This is a genomic window from Microcoleus sp. MON1_C1 (genome assembly GCF_036701945.1).
Taxonomy (GTDB): Bacteria; Cyanobacteriota; Cyanobacteriia; order Cyanobacteriales; family Microcoleaceae; genus Microcoleus.
The window spans coordinates 20,671-38,820 of sequence record NZ_JAUBRO010000033.1 but is presented as its reverse complement, the minus strand read 5'-3'; the positions used below and the strand labels follow the sequence as shown (position 1 = coordinate 38,820).

General features: G+C 46.9%; 17 protein-coding genes. 6 read left to right on the top strand and 11 right to left on the bottom strand.

Annotated elements, in window-relative coordinates:
* Window positions 1–56: 56 nt before the first annotated feature.
* The 3 genes from psaB to QUA62_RS19015 all read left to right on the top strand — a co-directional run bounded on the left by psaB (window position 57) and on the right by QUA62_RS19015 (window position 4,778).
* Complete coding sequence (gene psaB / locus QUA62_RS19025; RefSeq protein WP_190659912.1) at window positions 57–2,285, top strand: photosystem I core protein PsaB; 2,229 nt, start codon at window positions 57–59, stop codon at window positions 2,283–2,285.
* A gap of 101 nt (window positions 2,286–2,386) precedes the next feature.
* Window positions 2,387–2,608, top strand: coding sequence for a hypothetical protein (locus tag QUA62_RS19020; protein WP_333405964.1), 222 nt, complete (start codon window positions 2,387–2,389; stop codon window positions 2,606–2,608).
* A gap of 34 nt (window positions 2,609–2,642) precedes the next feature.
* Window positions 2,643–4,778: an NACHT domain-containing protein gene (locus QUA62_RS19015; protein ID WP_333405962.1), complete on the top strand. Its 2,136-nt coding sequence runs from the start codon at window positions 2,643–2,645 to the stop codon at window positions 4,776–4,778.
* 124 nt (window positions 4,779–4,902) lie between these two features.
* Here QUA62_RS19015 and QUA62_RS19010 read toward each other — a convergent pair whose 3' ends face one another.
* The 3 genes from QUA62_RS19010 to QUA62_RS19000 all read right to left on the bottom strand — a co-directional run bounded on the left by QUA62_RS19010 (window position 4,903) and on the right by QUA62_RS19000 (window position 5,751).
* On the bottom strand, window positions 4,903–5,097 hold the full coding sequence (locus QUA62_RS19010) for a hypothetical protein (protein WP_333063872.1): 195 nt from the start codon (window positions 5,095–5,097) through the stop codon (window positions 4,903–4,905).
* A 141-nt stretch (window positions 5,098–5,238) separates the two neighbouring features.
* Window positions 5,239–5,451 (bottom strand): helix-turn-helix domain-containing protein, encoded by a 213-nt coding sequence (locus QUA62_RS19005; protein ID WP_006631308.1) that lies wholly within the window; start codon window positions 5,449–5,451, stop codon window positions 5,239–5,241.
* An 87-nt stretch (window positions 5,452–5,538) separates the two neighbouring features.
* On the bottom strand, window positions 5,539–5,751 hold the full coding sequence (locus tag QUA62_RS19000; RefSeq protein ID WP_006631307.1) for a helix-turn-helix domain-containing protein: 213 nt from the start codon (window positions 5,749–5,751) through the stop codon (window positions 5,539–5,541).
* Between the two features lie 190 nt (window positions 5,752–5,941).
* Between QUA62_RS19000 and QUA62_RS18995 the strand changes: the two genes are divergently transcribed.
* The gene (locus QUA62_RS18995; RefSeq protein ID WP_333405960.1) at window positions 5,942–6,412 is read left to right on the top strand and encodes a hypothetical protein; all 471 of its coding nucleotides are present in this window, start codon (window positions 5,942–5,944) and stop codon (window positions 6,410–6,412) included.
* A 41-nt stretch (window positions 6,413–6,453) separates the two neighbouring features.
* Here the strand turns inward: QUA62_RS18995 and QUA62_RS18990 are convergent, their stop codons facing one another.
* The 5 genes from QUA62_RS18990 to QUA62_RS18970 all read right to left on the bottom strand — a co-directional run bounded on the left by QUA62_RS18990 (window position 6,454) and on the right by QUA62_RS18970 (window position 12,708).
* Complete coding sequence (locus QUA62_RS18990; RefSeq protein ID WP_333405958.1) at window positions 6,454–6,660, bottom strand: hypothetical protein; 207 nt, start codon at window positions 6,658–6,660, stop codon at window positions 6,454–6,456.
* A gap of 202 nt (window positions 6,661–6,862) precedes the next feature.
* A complete protein-coding gene (locus QUA62_RS18985) occupies window positions 6,863–8,185 on the bottom strand; it encodes a CO2 hydration protein (RefSeq protein ID WP_333220430.1) in 1,323 nt (440 codons plus the stop codon).
* 178 nt (window positions 8,186–8,363) lie between these two features.
* The gene (locus QUA62_RS18980; RefSeq protein WP_333405956.1) at window positions 8,364–9,917 is read right to left on the bottom strand and encodes an NADH-quinone oxidoreductase subunit M; all 1,554 of its coding nucleotides are present in this window, start codon (window positions 9,915–9,917) and stop codon (window positions 8,364–8,366) included.
* A 110-nt stretch (window positions 9,918–10,027) separates the two neighbouring features.
* Window positions 10,028–10,744, bottom strand: a complete 717-nt coding sequence (locus QUA62_RS18975) for a carbonic anhydrase (protein ID WP_333405954.1) — start codon at window positions 10,742–10,744, stop codon at window positions 10,028–10,030.
* Between the two features lie 104 nt (window positions 10,745–10,848).
* On the bottom strand, window positions 10,849–12,708 hold the full coding sequence (locus tag QUA62_RS18970; RefSeq protein ID WP_333405952.1) for an NAD(P)H-quinone oxidoreductase subunit F: 1,860 nt from the start codon (window positions 12,706–12,708) through the stop codon (window positions 10,849–10,851).
* A 36-nt stretch (window positions 12,709–12,744) separates the two neighbouring features.
* Between QUA62_RS18970 and QUA62_RS18965 the strand changes: the two genes are divergently transcribed.
* Window positions 12,745–12,873 carry a hypothetical protein gene (locus tag QUA62_RS18965; RefSeq protein ID WP_333405950.1) on the top strand — a complete coding sequence of 43 codons (129 nt, stop codon included), beginning with the start codon at window positions 12,745–12,747 and terminating at the stop codon, window positions 12,871–12,873.
* 339 nt (window positions 12,874–13,212) lie between these two features.
* On the opposite strand, the gene QUA62_RS18960 is transcribed toward QUA62_RS18965, so the two are convergent.
* The 3 genes from QUA62_RS18960 to QUA62_RS18950 all read right to left on the bottom strand — a co-directional run bounded on the left by QUA62_RS18960 (window position 13,213) and on the right by QUA62_RS18950 (window position 16,042).
* On the bottom strand, window positions 13,213–14,217 hold the full coding sequence (locus QUA62_RS18960; protein WP_333405948.1) for a glycosyltransferase: 1,005 nt from the start codon (window positions 14,215–14,217) through the stop codon (window positions 13,213–13,215).
* 339 nt (window positions 14,218–14,556) lie between these two features.
* Window positions 14,557–15,672 carry a phospho-N-acetylmuramoyl-pentapeptide-transferase gene (mraY, locus tag QUA62_RS18955; RefSeq protein WP_333405947.1) on the bottom strand — a complete coding sequence of 372 codons (1,116 nt, stop codon included), beginning with the start codon at window positions 15,670–15,672 and terminating at the stop codon, window positions 14,557–14,559.
* A gap of 130 nt (window positions 15,673–15,802) precedes the next feature.
* Entirely contained in the window at window positions 15,803–16,042 is a 240-nt protein-coding gene (locus QUA62_RS18950) for a DUF3134 domain-containing protein (RefSeq protein WP_333220415.1), read from the bottom strand.
* A 412-nt stretch (window positions 16,043–16,454) separates the two neighbouring features.
* On the opposite strand from QUA62_RS18950, the gene QUA62_RS18945 reads away from it, so the two are divergent.
* Window positions 16,455–18,131, top strand: coding sequence for a glycosyltransferase family 4 protein (locus tag QUA62_RS18945; RefSeq protein ID WP_333405945.1), 1,677 nt, complete (start codon window positions 16,455–16,457; stop codon window positions 18,129–18,131).
* The last annotated feature ends 19 nt before the right edge of the window (window positions 18,132–18,150 follow it).

Sequence of the window (18,150 nt, the reverse complement as noted above, 5' to 3'; positions counted from 1 at the left end):
AAACTCAGAACCGAATCCCTTCAATTTTGTTCAGGATTCAGGATTAATCAAGGCTTATGGCAACGAAATTTCCAAAATTTAGCCAAGACCTTGCCCAAGACCCGACCACACGGCGGATCTGGTACGGGATTGCCACAGCACACGACTTTGAAAGCCACGATGGCATGACGGAAGAAAATCTTTACCAAAAGATTTTTGCTTCTCACTTCGGCCACATAGCAATCATTTTCTTGTGGACTTCGGGCAGCCTGTTCCACGTAGCATGGCAAGGTAACTTTGAACAGTGGATTAAAGACCCCCTAAACGTCCGCCCGATCGCTCACGCGATTTGGGACCCCCAATTCGGCGCTCCTGCAGTAGAAGCTTTCACTCAAGGGGGCGCTTCTAACCCAGTAGACATCTCTTACTCCGGTGTCTACCATTGGTGGTTCACTCAAGGGATTCGGACAAACGCTGACCTGTATCAAGGAGCTATCTTCTTGCTACTACTGGCGGCTGTCTTCCTGTTCGCAGGTTGGTTGCACCTCCAGCCCAAGTACCGCCCCAGCTTGTCTTGGTTTAAAAATGCTGAATCTCGCCTCAACCACCACTTGGCTGGTTTGTTCGGTGTCAGCTCTTTGGCTTGGACTGGTCACATGGTTCACGTTGCTATCCCCGAATCTCGCGGACAGCACGTAGGTTGGGAAAACTTCTTGTCTACCCCGCCTCACCCGGCAGGTTTGGCTCCGTTCTTCACTGGTAACTGGAGCGTATACGCCGAGAACCCAGATGCACCGAACCATGTCTTCGGTACTTCCGAAGGCGCTGGAACCGCAATTCTGACTTTCTTGGGTGGCTTCCACCCTCAAACAGAATCCCTGTGGCTGACAGACATCGCTCACCACCACTTGGCGATCGCAGTTCTGTTTATCGTTGCCGGTCATATGTACCGGACTAACTTCGGTATCGGTCACAGCATCAAAGAGATGTTGGATTCTAAGGCTGGTTTGGTCGGCGGCAAGAGTGAAGGGCAGTTCAACTTGCCTCACCAAGGCTTGTACGAAACCTACAACAACTCGCTGCACTTCCAACTGGGAATTCACCTCGCTGCTTTGGGCGTAATTACCTCCCTGGTAGCACAGCATATGTACGCGATGCCTCCCTACGCTTTCATGGCGAAGGACTTCACGACTCAGGCTGCGCTGTATACGCACCACCAGTACATTGCTGGATTCATCATGGTCGGCGCTTTCGCCCACGGAGCTATCTTCTTGGTGCGGGACTACGATCCTGAAGCAAACAAAGGCAACGTGCTCGATCGCGTGTTGCAGCACAAAGAAGCGATTATCTCTCACTTGAGCTGGGTGTCGCTGTTCTTGGGCTTCCACACTCTAGGTCTGTACGTTCACAATGACGTGGTAGTTGCTTTCGGAACTCCTGAAAAGCAAATCTTGATTGAACCAGTGTTCGCACAGTTCATCCAAGCTGCTCACGGAAAAGCTCTCTACGGCATGGACGTGCTGTTGTCTAACCCTGACAGCCTTGCTTCTACCGCTTGGCCGAACTATGCTAACGTGTGGCTCCCAGGCTGGTTAGACGGGATTAACAACGGTACTAATTCTCTGTTCTTGGCGATCGGACCTGGCGATTTCTTGGTTCACCACGCGATCGCACTAGGCTTGCACACCACCACCTTGATCTTGGTCAAGGGAGCTCTGGATGCACGCGGTACTAAGCTGATGCCGGACAAGAAAGACTTCGGTTATGCTTTCCCTTGCGACGGCCCCGGCCGTGGCGGTACTTGCGACATCTCTGCTTGGGACTCTTTCTTCCTGGCGATGTTCTGGATGCTGAACACCCTGGGTTGGGTAACGTTCTACTGGCACTGGAAGCACCTGGGCATCTGGCAAGGTAACGTGGCTCAGTTCAATGAGTCTTCTACCTACCTGATGGGCTGGTTCCGCGATTACCTCTGGCTGTATTCCGCTCAGTTGATCAACGGTTACAACCCGTATGGTACTAACAACTTGTCTGTCTGGTCTTGGATGTTCTTATTCGGACACCTTGTTTGGGCAACTGGTTTCATGTTCCTGATCTCTTGGAGAGGTTACTGGCAAGAGTTGATCGAGACTTTGGTTTGGGCTCACGAGCGCACTCCTTTGGCTAACTTGGTTCGCTGGAAAGACAAGCCTGTTGCTTTGTCGATCATCCAAGGTCGCGTTGTTGGTCTGGCTCACTTTACTGTGGGATACATCCTCACTTACGCCGCCTTTGTAATTGCCTCGACGGCCGGGAAATTCGGGTAACTCTGAACTCTGGTTTCTAGGTAATTAACTAAAATCCCCCGCCTTCTGGCGGGGGATTTTTTTAGGTATTTTGGTTAATTGAAAGGAAAGGCTAAAAGGAATTGGAAGATACTATAATTGAGCCAAGACAATTTTCCCACCCAGATAAAATTAAGAAAACTGTCGCTTGGGTGCGGGAAAGCAACCGAATGCTTGAAGCTTGGACTCAAAGACTAGATGAACTAATTGCGAGCGTAGAAGCTGATATTCGCAACAATCCGATTAATGTTTATCGGCGGGAGAATGCTAAGCAGCGTGCCGAATCTGTTAAACAGGAATTGTAGATAGATATATCCTACCAACTTCAATAATACTCCCATGACAGGAATTGAACCCTTTGCTATAAGTTGTGTTAGCGGTATCGCCCTCCCCATTTTCCAGTCAGTCTTTGAAACTGGTGGCAAATTTCTCGGCTTGATGGGCAAAAAGCTAGATGAGAAAACTAAACAGCTAATTTACACGGCATCGGGGGAATACGGCAAACGGTACTTCAAGCGTCACGGCATTCTGAAAGCATTGGGAATGCGGGAGGCTGTGCCATTAGAATCGGTTTATACTGCTGTGCAGTTTTTGGATGAGCAAGCAATCGGCAGTTTTGAATCAATCCAAAATTTAGAAGAAGCTTACCGCCAAGCAAACAAGCGAAGTTTTCAGCAGCAAGATTGCCAGAAGCAAGAAGGGCTAAAAATTGCTAATCAGAAGCAATATTTGATGGTTTTAGGGCAGCCCGGGGCGGGAAAATCTACATTTTTGCGGAAAATAGGACTCGAAGCACTGAAGGGCAAACGAGGCGGATTTAAGCACGATCGCATTCCTGTTTTTATCGAACTTAAAAGCTTTACATCTAGCCAGATAGACATAGAAAAATTAATTGTTGAAGAGTTTAGCATTTGTGGCTTTCCCTCATCTGAGCAATTTATCGCTAAGGCATTAGAGCAGGGAAAGCTGTTAATCTTGCTGGATGGATTGGATGAAGTGCCGACAGTCAACACAAATGAGGTCATTAGTAAGATTCAGAATTTTGTTGACCGCTATGATAAAAATAGCTTCATTGTCTCTTGTCGCACAGCCGCTTATAGAAACAACTTTCAACGCTTTACCGATGTCAAACTAGCAGAGTTTGACGATACTCAAATTGAGCAATTTATTGGTAACTGGTTTCAGTCTGAGGTCGATAAACAAGCAGGAACGGCTCAAAAATGTTGGAAGTTATTGCAAAAGCCAGAATATGCAGCAGCTAAAGAGTTAGCCCACACGCCATTATTGCTAACTTTCCTCTGCCTCATTTATGACCGTTCGCAAAACTTTCCGAATAATCGCAGCGTTCTTTACAGAAAAGCTTTGCGGATATTGTTGGAAGAATGGGCGGCGGAAAAGCGGATTCAGAAAGAGGAAATTTATCAAGGGCTCAGCACGGAGTTAGAGGAGAGTTTGTTATCGGAGATTGCTTATACTGGTTTTGAGGCTGATAAGCTGTTTTTTTCGCAGCGAGAAGTGGTTGAGGAAATCAAAACTTTTTTAGAAAATAATTTGAATGCACCGAAGCATTTAGACGGTGAGGCGGTTCTGAAAGCTATGGCAGTTCAACAGGGGATTTTAGTAGAACGAGCTGAGGATGTGTACTCGTTTTCGCATTTGACGCTTCAGGAATATCTCACAGCTCAATATATTGCTGATAATAATTTAATTGAGCAGTTAGTTACCGATCATCTTTCCGATCGACGCTGGCAAGAGGTATTTTTGTTGGTAGCGGGGTTGGTGCGTTCAAAAAATGGGGCTGATAACTTGCTCCTATTAATGGAAAAAGAGGCTCAAAAGTACATTAACACGCCGAAGTTGCAAGGGCTATTGCAATGGGCTGATGCAGCGACTAATGGCTCGGAAGGTGATTTTAAGCCTGTCGGTAAACGTGCTGCGGCGATCGCCCACGCCATGGACATCGCCAGCGCCATCGCCAGCGCCAACGCCAACGCCAACGCTAACGCCATCACCATCGACTACGTCATGGCCATCAGCAAGACCACAGGCATCGCCCAGGCCTACGCCGACGTCAACGCCAACGCCAACGCCAACGCCAACGCCAACGCCAACGCCAACGCGTTGACCATCGCGTCGGCCGAAAAACTTAAAAAAATTAAAATCTTCAAGGAGGTGAACGGGACTGAACTAATTGCTCAACTGATAGAACTTGAGAAGCAATTGCCCGATAGTGAGCAGCCTAAACAAATACACTTAGCATTTGCCGATCGCCTTGTAGATACCTGGTGTCATGCACTCCATCTCAATCCAGAAATAGTCAAGTTATCTGAGGAAGAAGCAGAGGCGCTGGGAGATTATTTATTGGCAAATATTTTCATCATCCCATGCAAAGAAGCAGCAGTGAGAATATCAGCAAAAACCTGGGAAGAAATAGAATCGCGGATGTTGTTAGTTCCAGAGAATTCTACCATTTGAGATTCTCGATCTGTCCTGGACACGCTCCAACCAAAGAAACCGGGTTTTTTTCCTAATCTGCTGGTTGCAACGCGTCTTTTCGTAAAAACCCGGTTTCTGGACGCCCACCGGGTTTTCTTCAGCTTCAAATCTCGCCATTGACCTGCATCTGATGCACCTTATCTGCCAATTCTTGCAAGCGCTTTTCGTCCAACTCGTCAATCGCCAGCATCCCGACATAGATAATTTCCTTCAGCGTTAGTCGGGTTGCTAGCGCCTTTTTCTGCACAATTTCCTTGATGATGGGGCTCACCCCGATGGCGGTACTGGCTCTAGTCACAAAGGTAACGGGAGATTAACAACTTCGACTAAATCTTAGCACCTTTAAGCTGAGCTTTTAGCCGCGATGCAAAGTGTTTAAGCGCGTTTTGACAAGACGAAACACAAGGATTTATAGTAGAAACGTGCAAAGGCCGATCGACTACTCCTCAATAATCTCCACCAAGTCCTCAATCATCACATCAAACGCCCGCGCTAACTTGTACAGGGCGGTAAAGTCAACCATTGATATTTCTGAACGACGAGCATAGCTGGTTATGGTGCTGTAGATCACGCCCGATCGCTCAGCCACCTCCTTGAATGTCCAGCCCCTCTCGGCCGCTAACTCTCGCACTTTTACTCTGACTAAACCCATGCTTGACAAATAATGCAGTTGCGTTTTAAGATAATTGCATCTGAAAAAGCGATCGCCCCCGGTCTAGACAACTAAAGGCCGATCGACCTATTCCTCCAAAACCTCAACCAAATCCTCAATCATCACATCAAAAGTCCGAGCTAACTTCCGCAGGCAAGTAAAGTCAACCATTGCCATTTCAGGACGACGAGCATAGCTTCGGACAGTGCTATAAATTACCCCGGAACGATCGGATACTTCCTTAAGCGTCCAGCCCTTCTCCGCCGCTAGTTCCCGAATTTTTAGCCTGACTAAACCCATGCTTGACAGTTGATGCAATTGCGTCGTACAATTTTATATGTAAAGAGCGATCGCCCTCCGGCCTGGAAAACTAAAGGGCAATCACCTGTAAAACCATAGGGACAAACATTTTTTGTCCCATGCACTTAAATATCTAGAGATTTACTCTCTATCCAAAAGTGCATTTACCATATCCATAGGTCTACCAGCCATGATATCAGAAACTCCGGCAAAATCGCGCGCGATCGCAGAATCCAGAATAATTCATAAATCTCCAATCCTGCATCCGCTGGCGAGATTTGTCACAGAAGAAACAGTTGCACTCCTGTTCAATATCTCAGCAGACGAGATTTACCGCATTGAATGCTGTCGGTACATGGTGTACGTACACGCCAAAGGCATCAGCCGGTTTGTCAGCTACGCCGATTTTCCCCCGATTTTAGAAGTAAAGTCGATCGCACTTCAAGATTTTGGCAGATGGTACAAACGCTGGAAAAGCAAGCTAGCACCAGCATTTTGGACGAAATTCTACACCCACAAGTTCAAAAAAGCTGTTTCAGTTGACAGCTTGCTGGAGTGGGGTCAATTGGTAGCTACAGTTAAATCGGTCATTTCTGGGGCGGCGCTGCAACAGCTACGAGATGTTTATGCTCAAGAAAAAGATTTGATGGAGAAATTTTAAAGTGCGATCGACTTAATGCTACTTGAACTTTCAATTAAATTTTAAAACACTTCATCCTCGATACCCAGCCACCATTCCCCCAGATTCATTAAATCTTTGTGAAGGTCAGTAAGTTCTGTCATATACTCTTCAGCAGAAATCTCCGATCGCCTTTCTTGCAATTTTTTCAGCCGCAGTTGCACCAACAACCAAGGTTTGGAAATCCCGTCCTTTGCTTCGATATATTGGGCTAGCTCTTTGCTGTCCATAGTTATTGTTATTTGTTATTTGTTATCTGTTGGTAGGTGGACTGGTATTATACCAACTTTGAAATCCCTTTAAAAAAACCTCATTTTTTCCCGTCGCTTTTAACCGATATTTTGAACCATTCTCCAGAACAGGCAAGATGCCTGTTCCACAAAACATCAGGTTGCTTGTGGGCTGGGCATCTTGGCCGCCGGAAAACATCCTTTACCTGTAATCCGAAGTCTGAATATTCTTGAGCTTCGCAGCATATTTCATGCCGTATTCCGGGCGACAGAAGCGATCGATTTGAGACTCAAAGAAAGCTCGATTTGCCTTCAAATGCTTGGGATTTGGGTCATCTAAAGGATACAAAAGAGCAGTCCGCAAAGCTTGAATCACCGCCGAAGTAACGCAGTACATCGATCGCTGAAAAGTCACCCCAATTTGATTGAGAATATCATCTTCGCCGCGACAGCGCTGTTTGTAGAAATCCATCAAATAAGGCGGCAGGAAATGCAGCATATCTTGTGCTAGCAAAGTCGGCGGAATCCCCGCCGTACCTACCGGGAATTTGTCTGCATACAAAACTCCGTAGTGGAAGTCTTTTTGATCGTCAGGAACTTCCTTAGCTTGAGCGTTGTAAGATTTGGTGCCTCGGAACGGCGAAGTGCGATAAAATACAGCTTCCACGTAAGGTAACGCTGCTTCGTAAAGCCAAGTGAAACCTTTAGATTTCGGGATGATTTCGTAGGTTTCGCCGTCGATTTGAACGTGGTGGTAAATCGGGCGTCCGGCGATCGCAAATATGCCATTTACTAGGAAATCCATCGCCTGCGGGACTGTCGTAATTTTCCCTTCGTCGTACAAGTCGGAAACCTCAAAAAACACCGGCGCCATGACTTCCCAGAATAAACCGAGATTGCTGTAATAAGACATTTGGCGGCACTGTTCTAAAAACATTTCTGGAAATGCTTTGTGAAGTCCCAGCATGAACGGGTTTTTTTTGAAGTAAGCTTTAATTGCCCGATCGGCATTAGCCTTATATTCGTCACTGTCCAAATAAGGATCGAATTGATTGGTCGGCACGTACAAGCCCCGGTGCCAAAGCATTGACCTCATGCACTCTTCGGCAAATTCCATGTTAATGCGATCGTGCCACAAATGGTGAAACAGCCGCGGCATTTTACCAGTTTCACCCTTCTGCATGAACTCCAAAAGTTCCGGGTGAACACTTCCAGTCCCGCGCCAAATACGCAAATCTGCACCGTCGCCTGCATAGTGATTTTGCAAGTCTAAATACTCCTGCGGCAAGAAGTATTTAAAGAAAGGAAGCGGGTGTAAAAATACCCGTTCGGCGATGTAAAGCAAATCCCGCCAGTAGAAATCCATCGGCACTGCGTAAGCTTTCCAGATAGCGATGATTTGCATCAGATTTTCCGGCGTATCTGGAATCATCGCGCCGCCAGCTTCCAGCCTGTGAATTACTTCGGCAAATTGGTGTTTGGAAGGAGGTAGTTTAGTTGCTGGTTTATTAGGGGTTTGTACCATTGTTTCTTCCTTTGATTGAGTGAATCTAAATATTTTGAATTATTGCAAAAAGCTGCGATTCTTTAACTGGTTCCCAGGAATATCCTGGGAACCGAATATCCAGGTTCGCGAGCCGTAAAATTGGAGGCAGAGCCTCCGCATCTGCGTTACCAGGCTCTGCCTGGTAACGAGTAGATTGTTAGTCTGCAGAGGCGGACTTCGTTTGTGTAGACGCGATTTGCATAGCCGACTGTTCTAGGGAATAGCTAATAGCTATTTGGGTATTTCTGACCGCCGGCAGAGTAGCAAAAATCGCATTTGTAGTTGATTCGCTCCACTTGAGCAGCCAAGCAGGTTGAATCCCCAACACAAAAATGATGCCCGCCAAAACCAGCGCCGGCATATTTTCACCAAACGTAACAGGAGGGTAGTAAGCCGTGGCATTGTCCAACTTCCCAAAACAGGTGCGGTTGAGCAGAATTACAAAGTAAACTGCTGTTAAACCCGAAGCTAAAATGCACAGTAAAGTTGGAATTGGAAAGATCGAGAAACTGCCTTGAAACACTAAAAATTCAGCAACAAAACCCACCAAACCCGGAATTCCGGCGCTTGCCATGCCGCCCAAAACTAACAGGGAACTGGCAGTGGGTAAACCCCGCATCGGGTTCATCAAACCGTTGAGCACGTCCAAATCCCGCGTGCCAACTTTGGTTTCGATGATGCCTACCAAATAAAACAGCAAAGCTAAAATTAAACCGTGGCTTACCATTTGCCCCACAGCGCCGATTAATGCCAGCTTCGTACCTGCAGCGCAGGCAACGAGGATGTAGCCCATATGCCCGATCGAACTATAGGCTACCATGCGCTTGATGTCTTTTTGGGCGATCGCGCTCAAAGCACCGTACATCACGCTCACAGTCCCGATAATCGCTAAACTGGGAGCTATCATCGACCAAGTTTCGGGAAACATCTGCAAGCCAAACCGCACTAAACCGTAAGTTCCCAACTTCGCCAGAATTCCTCCCAGCAAAATTGCTGTTGCTGGCGAAGCTTCGACGTAAGCATCAGGCAGCCAAGTATGCAGCGGCACTAAAGGAATTTTAATTCCCAACCCAATTAGTACAATTGTTAGCAGGATCAATTGCGTGTTCAAGGGCAATTCTTGAGTGGTAATCGCAGTGTAATCGAAATTTAAAGACCCACTCAGCCAAGCCACACCCAAAAATGCTGCCAGCACTAAAAGTCCCGAAACTGCCGTGTAGATCAAAAACTTCATGGCAGCGTATTCCCGCTGCTTTCCGCCCCAAATCGCAATCAACAGGTAAAAAGGAATTAATTCTATTTCGTAAAACAGTACAAACAGCAGCAAATTTTGAGACATCAAAGCTCCGGCAATACCAGCATTGATTAGCAAAATCAAAGCGTAGTAAAGCTGGGGGCGATCCATCTTTTCGCCAGTGCCGTAAATGACTAATAGCGTCAGCAAAGCACTTAAAACCAGCAGCGGCAAGGACAAGCCGTCAATGCCCAAGTTGTAGCTCAAACCTAATTGTGGAATCCAAGGCAAATATTCTTGAAATTGCAATCCCGGATTGGCTGGATTGAATTGAGTCAACAGCCAGATATTCAAAAGGAAAACAGCAGCAGCAAAAGCTGAAGCTATTGAACGAAGACGCATCCCATTGATATTTCCGGGCAGGAAACCGACTACCGCAGCGCCCAACGCGGGCAACCAGAGCAAGGCACTAAGCATAATGTGTGAAGAGTGAAGAGTGAAGAATCAATTAATTTGGCAGCCTCTTGTCTTGGATAACTGGAGAGCTTAGATCTTAACTTTTTCCCAGTTATCTATCCGAAATTGCCTCAAGACTCAGAAAGAATAGTGACTCTCCCCGTGTCTAAATCGTAATATCCACCAACAACTTTCAGTTTATTCTCCGCAATTAACTTAGATATAACGGGAGATGCTTTCAACTTGTTAGCTTGGACAACCACATTGGCTTTTGAAGCATTTTCTAGCTTGTCGCCTGTTTGGCTTTTCGAGCTTTCTACAGCAGGCTTAATTGCGTCGAGCAAACTGCCAATTTGACCGGGAACCTGAGCTCCTTTGATGGTTGCGTCTACCGCACCGCACCTTTTATGGCCGACTACCACAAGCACTTTTGCTCCCAGTACCAGCGTGCCAAATTCCAGGCTGCCAATTTCTTCTGGAGTAGCAACATTTCCGGCCACGCGACAAACAAATAAATCTCCCAATCCCTGATCGAAGATAATTTCGGAAGGAAAGCGGGAATCTGCACAGCCCAGAATAGCAGCAAAGGGTTTTTGAGCTACGGCAACTTCGAGAAGGCGGGGTAAGTCTTGGTTGGGACTTTGGCGTTTGCTGTCAACAAACCGTTTGTTTCCGTCGATTAACTTTTGGAGAGCTGCATCGGGAGTTAAGTCTTGAGCAATTGCTGGTTCAGGTGCAGCCAAATCAGCGCCTGCTCGTGCTGCGAGTATCCCTGTACCAATAGCACCTGCGACAAATTTCAGGGAATTGCGGCGGGAAAGATTGAATTGTCTGTTATTTGAGTTCATTGATTTGGCCTTGTTGTATGTAGTTTGAAATCTTTGTTCAAGACTTCATGTTTTTAAGATTTTAGATTAAAACTGTCACCTAAAATCTTAAATTTTATATAGTTTTAGCCGCCCACAATCAGCGACAAGCGAGCTAGCAAAGGCCAGCTTACCAGCAGTCCCAAAAGTGCTACTCCCAACAGAATTGTCAGGGCGTAAAACTGAGTTTGACCCGTAACGTTGTATTTGAGGCTCTGCCCGCCGAAAACCGTTGCAAAACCGATTAAGTTCACGAATCCGTCAACAATATTGCGATCGACCCAGGAGATGATTTGCGAAACCAAACCAACTGCAAATATCACTGTCACGCGGTAAAGTTTGGCAGTGTAAAAGTCGTAGGCAAAAAAGTCTTGCAGGGCTTGAGAACCGATTCGCACCGGTTTTTCCCATTTCTCGTTCAGGTAAACAAATGCTCCTGCACCGATGCCGATCGCGGTTGACAAAACTAGCAGTCCAGTGGCGGTATAATTCAAACTTGCCCCAGGCAAGACCTGCCACGTCGCCAGCAAGTGCGGAACGTGCAAAGTAAAGCCCATTAAAACCGTCATCGGCAAGATAAAAGGCCAGTGAACTTCCGGCGAACGTTCGGTCATTTGCTTTGGTTTGCCGCCGAAAACTAAACCGAAGACGCGCACCAAGCCAAAAGCAGTAACGCAGTTTACAAACAGCACTATTCCTAACAAGAAAGGGTGAGTTTGCCAAAGCCCGGATGTGAAGTCTTCTAAAGCCCAGAAACAGCCGAAGGGAGGCAGTCCCACCAATCCAGCGCTACCGACAATAAACGATATCGCTGATATTGGCCGCTTTCCCCACAAACCGCCGAGAGCTCGGACATCCTGAGTGATGCTGTTCCAAACTACCGAACCGATGCTCATCACCAGCAAACCCATTGCGAAGGTGTAGGCAAATATCAATGTCAGGGCTGTCTGAGCTTGTCCGGTACCGACGGCGATAAATACTAAGCCCATGTAAGAGCTGACTATATAGGAAAGCGTGCGCTTAATGTCAATTTGGGCGATCGCAATTAATGAAGCACCAACCGCCGTCGCAGCCCCTACAATAATAGTTGTCGTCATCCCAATCGGCGACAAAGCAATCACTGGCTGCAACTTAATCAAAATCCAAGCACCAGTTTCCACAACTACGGTGTTCCGCAAAATCGTCGCCGGCAGCGGGCCTTCCATCGCCTCATCTAGCCACAGGTGCAAGGGAAACTGAGCACACTTACCCATCGGGCCGGCAATCAAAGCTAAAGTCAGCAGTGTCGCTACAGTGGGGTCAAGCTTTGCAGTCTGGGCCCAAACAGCCAACTCGTCAAAATTCCAAGTTCCAGCCAGCGGCAGAATGGCGACTACTCCCATCAGCAGAAATAAATCTCCCACCCGCTTTGTTAAGAAAGCGTCGCGGGCTCCTGTCACCACCAAAGACTGATTGAACCACAGCCCGACTAGCAGGTAAGTACCTAAAGTCAGAACTTCCAAAATCATGTAGCTGAAGAACAGGGAATTGCACAGTACCAAGCCGCACATCCCGGCTTCAAACAGCCCCATCAGAGAAAAGAACCGAGCCCAGCCCCAGTCCATTTCCATGTAACCGAAAGCATAAACCTGCGCCAGCAAGTTCAGTCCGGTAATCAAAACAGTCGCCCCGACGGTGACAGCAGAGATTTCAACGGGAATGGTTAAGTCTAAACCTGCTACATTCAGCCAAGGAATAAACTGGTGTTGCGCCGGTTGGTTCCAGATAGCTGTCAGGGCTATGACGGCGTGTAAGAAAGCGAACAAGGTTAATATGGCGTTCACGTAACCGGATGGTCTTGGCCCCGTGCGGCGGGTAACTGCTGGAAACCACAGCATCGACAGAACTCCGCCGATAAGTGGATAGCAAGGTATAAACCAAACGGTCTGGAGTAAGATTTGAGCCATTGGCATTACCTGTAAAGGTTACAAAAATTTAAAATTATGAGAATAATTCCGATCGCGCTGACGACAGCACTGAAAAGCCACAAGGCAGAAGTAAAGAAAATTTGGGGGTTTGCCTCTGAGTTGGTTCCCGTCGTCAAACCGAGCGCTTCAGAATCGACTTATTAATTTTATATTAAGTATTGCGTTAAATTTTCATATTTCTGATTCAGCATATTTATAGGAATCAATAAAGTTCACTTATAGGTATTTATAGGGGGGGGATTGTATACCAAAGAATATTTGTCGATCGCACATCCTGCACCATTTGGATGAACAGGCCCGAAAGCCTGTGCCACTCATAGTTCAATTTTTTTGTGGGGAGTCAGGGTTGGGCAGGAGAGCCCGCCCGTGAAAGCCTTATTTAGAACAGGCATTCGGGCCTGTTCCACTCATAGTTCAATTTTTTTGTGGGGAGTACGGGCTGGGCAGGAGAGCCCGCCCGTGAAAGGCTGATGCTCTAAAAGTTTAAAACCGCTCAATGTCCCAAGCTGATTCTGGCAGTTTGGCTTGGCGCTGTCCCATCGACCTTGCCCTAACATTCAAAAGACCGATCGGCGTATTAAACAAATCTACCAGATCGGCTCGGGCGATCCTCTTCGAGGGCTTCGCTAACGCACTTTTGGCAGCAGCAACCGGAAATTCCTTGAACAGCCACCTAGCCAGCCGGTAAAAATATTCCCCTGTTGTGAATTCTCGCATCAAATCGACACCGTAGAGTTCGTGCAAATATTTATTAGATTCGCCGTACCGATACCATTGACTTTGCAACTGTTTTATGGTTGAACGGTGGCGGTGTCGAACGATCGCATTTTCCGCAAAATACATTTTATAGGATGTTTCCCGCAAAATCCGCCAACACAAGTCAGCATCGCCGCCACTGGTGAGGTAAGGGCGAAATAATCCTATTTGTTGTAAAACTAGCCTCCTTACAGCTAAGTTGGCGGTTTGACCGTAGGGACAAAAAGGGTGAGCGAGAGTATGTTTTTGAGATAAAGTATTTTGGCGATCGGCGTGCTGTTCTAAAATAGTTTTACCGGGCAATGCGAGTATTTCCCCAGCGCTAATTCCTATTTCTAAGTCCACAAATGGCTTAACTAAATTTTCCAGCCAGTCAGATTCCGGGCGACAGTCTGCATCGGTAAATGCAATGATTTCGCCTGTGGATGCGCGAATTCCTTGATTGCGGGCGGCGTAGGAACTTTGAATCTGATTTTCAGTGAGGTGGCGAATGGTTATTTGATTGAAATTGCTTCCTTCCCTTACCAAAGGGGGGACTGAGGGGGGGTTAGAGGCTGCTGTTTGGAGGATGGTTGAAGTGCGATCGCGACTGTTGTTGTCTACTAAGAGATATTCTACTCTGTGTGGCGGATAAGTTTGCGATCGCAGGCACTCGATCAACTCCGGCAAATCCATCTCGCCGTTGTAAACAGGCACAACCACCGAAACCTCCGGTAAAAACGTTTTAGTCATTCACAAACAACCGTAAACGATAGCATAACTAATATTGAGTAAGATTAAAAGAACCGCGAAGGTGCTAAGGACGCTAAGGAAGATAAATAAGCAAATTTAGTTCTTACTTTGTCCTATAAGCGTCTTGGCGGTTCTTCAAATAATTAAAAAGCGTTATTAAGTTCCATTGCATTAACGGGGATATAACTTGTCAAACTTATAACTTCGGACCCTTAAACAGGCAAGATGCCTGTTCCACAACTGCATTCAGTTCTTGTGGAACAGGCATCTTGCCTGTTTCTTTCCAATAGTAGAAAATATCTCTTACATCCCCTGTGCAATCTGTCACCCAATCCGTTCTCAACTGTTCCCCGTCAACATCAAAATCATTAAAACTAACACCCCGTTAGTTAAATAAAAGATTCCCACAACCTGAGTTTCCAACCAGCCGCACAGTTCTAGATGATGGTGGAGAGGAGCCATTCTTAACAGACGCTTGCCGATTCCATCAGGCCCTTTTGTAGCTTTGTAATAACCTACTTGAGCAATTACTGACAGCGTTTCAATAAAGAAAATCCCGCTGATAATTAATAATATCCAAAGGCTATTTGTTAATAAAGCTACCGCACCCAACGCACCGCCCAAAGCTAAAGCACCTGTATCGCCCATAAACACCTTGGCTGGATTGCGGTTGTGTGCTAAAAAACCGAGACAACTGCCGCTGGTGCAAGCGCAAAATATCATTAATTCTGGCGAAGTTGAGGCTACAGATGCGCCCAATCCCAAAAGTGCGATCGCGCCTAAACCGCCCATCAACCCGTCAACGCCGTCAGTAATATTAGTAGCGTTGCTTTCAGCTACCAGCACAAAACCCGCCAGAGGCCAAAACAGAAAACCTAAAGGCAATACCCAACCGAAAGGCAAAGCAATGCTCGTAGAAATACCTGGTTCGCGGAACATCAACCACAGACAAAATAGAGCTGCAAAACCTATTTGCAAAGCCAATTTCATCCGAGGTGAAATACCTTTATTCGACTTGAGGCGCAGAATTTGCCAGTCGTCTATCCAGCCGATGAAACCGTAAGCTAAAGTTAAAGCCGATACGGCAACAACATCTGAGTTAAATCTCGACCAAAGCAAAGCTACTGCGACTCCTGCTGGCACAAAAAAGATGCCTCCCATTGTCGGCGTTCCCGCCTTTTTTAAATGAGCTTGGGGGCCGTCTTCGCGAATTATTTGTCCTGCTTTTAGTTGCTGGAGTAAAGGCACAACTACACAGCCCACACCCGATGCAACTACAGCACAAACAGCTAGTGGCATAAATAGCGATGCAGGCGTATTTAAAAGTCTACCCGCTGCTACATCTAAACCGATCGCTACAATGCCGATCCCCAAACTCAGCAGCAGGAATAAATTCCTGCCTGTAAGTTTGAAAGGCATAGTAAAAGGGATTTTCTCATCCACAAAGTTATCCATAACACTCCTCACCACACACTATTTGAGAATAAGCAATTGAAAATTGGGGAATAGGGTGCGATACAGGAGACTGAGAAATCTCTTAGTTTTTCTTCCCTGTTTCCGGTTGATTCCTTCACCCTTCTACCAGTTATTCTTCCCCTACACTCACATCATCTTCTACTTCATCTTCTAAATCATCGTAAGGACTGTCGTCAACTGCCATAAGTTCAGAAATTTCTTCTTCGTGCAGATAGTCGGGTTCTTGGACATCCCTTGCTAACAGGCGATTGTTAGATTCCAACCAGTCTAAAAGAGAAGATTGCTGCTTTAATGGAATTACATCCGCAGGCAAGTGGCGAGGTATTTGACGCAGAGATGGGTTGTACATGATTCTTGGTTTTTAAAGACAAAGACGCGATCGAGTGGAGGTAACGTTTTGCCGACGGGCTGCTGCTTCGATCGAGCACTTGCCAATCGGGCATTTAGCAAGGCTAAAGCATTATACCACAGGCACTGTTTGGTTCCGGATCGGATAAGATGGGAGACCCAAAAGGCGATCGCCCCCCAGCATGGGCGTCAGGATAACACTAAAATCCGCTCTTGCCAATCCTTCTTTAGCAGCAAGCATTGTCACCCCAGACGATCGTCTTTAAGATATCGCGGGACACGCGGCGATCCTATTCTGCAAGCCTCCCTAACGGCAAGGCGTTGATTCACAACAGTCTCCTGGTTTTTCCTCAAAGCCTGAGCCCGAATGCCCTCTGGCTTCTTCAGTCAACTCTCAAGCAATAAATCTCAGAATGGATATAACGGCAGCGGTTTTATACAACAAAGAGGGTTACCACACCGGAGGCAAAAAACTTCTGGGGCGTCATTCAGCCGGAGAAGGGTTTCTCAAAAGCTTAGTCCAACACGGAACCGCTGACTCTCTCTACTGTTGCGCCGATAGCGCCACAACCTTTAAGGAGTTTTGTTCGCACATCCAACCTTGGCTGCAAAAACCTCGGAAAGTTCGCTGGATTCCCATGGAACGACCGGATTTGCTATCTCAACCAGGCACAATTTACCGACCCGATCCGGTTTTGTCGCAGATGGTGTGGGCGCGCAGATTTGTCGATCAGCGGGCCTACAGCGTTTGCGGCGTTACTCACACGATCGGTACAAAATACATCATGGAGGCGATCGGCGATTTGATCACCGCACCCATGCAGCCTTGGGACGCCCTGATATGCACCTCTACAGCCGTGAAAACAGCAGTAGAAGGAGTTATGAGAGAGTGGTCTGAATATTTAGCGCAGCGTAACGGCGGTAAACCGGAAATTTTGGTCAAATTCCCCGTTATTCCCCTAGGAGTCGATTGCAGCGCGTTTCCGCAGGGTGTGGAAGCAGTTAATAGTCGCCGCCAACTACGACAAGAACTCGGGATTTCTCCCGAAGATATTGTTGTGTTATTTGTCGGTCGATTGACTTTTTCTGCAAAAGCTCATCCGGTACCCATGTACATCGCCCTAGAACGGGCCTCACAACAGACAAAAGCCAAAATCCACTTAATTCAAGCCGGTTGGATCGAAGATCCGAGAGAAGAACCCGACTTTAAAAATAGCGCACAAATATTTTGTCCCTCGGTGAATGCTATTTTTTTAGATGGGAGACAGCCGGAAATTAGAACAAATATTTGGTCGGCGGCAGACATTTTCATTTCGCTGTCCGACAACATACAAGAATCCTTCGGACTAACACCAATAGAAGCCATGGCGAACGGACTGCCGGCCATAGTCTCCGATTGGAACGGATACAAAGAATCTGTACGCCACGAAATAGATGGCTTCCGCATTCCCACACTCATCCCGCCCCCGGAATCTTGTTTAGATTTAGCCCTAAATTATCTTGACGGCAGCTTAAATTGGCCGACTTACATGGGTCACACTTCCCTCGCCACAGCAGTTGACATTGATGCTTGCACCTTGGCGTTGTGCCAACTAATTGAAAACCCCGAATTGAGAAAGCGGATGGGGGAAAATGCCAGACAAAGGGCGAGGGAAATTTATGATTGGAAAGTAGTAATTGCTGCTTACGAACAATTGTGGCAGGAATTAGCAGAGATTCGCCAGGGGGCACCGGAGTCAGCACCTTTAAAACCCGGGAAGCCGCCTTATCCCCTAGGCGACGATCCGTTTCGGGTATTAGGTAATTATGCGACTAGAAGTTTAAGCAATGAGATGATGCTGAGTCTGGGTGCGATGGCCACACCAGAACTTCTGAGAGAGTTGCAAACAATTTGGTTTACCAGCTTCGGTCAGGACAGAAGAATGTCTGTTAACATTCAGAGGGAGATATTGGATGCGATCGAGCAAAAGGGTGCTGTCAGCGTCGGAGAAGTTATCAGGCGTTATACCAAAAATGACCAAGAATTAGCATCCCTGTATCGGACTCTGCTCTATCTGGTGAAATTTGGTATCTTAGTTATTAGTTGTTAATACTCTGCGGACTCGGCGA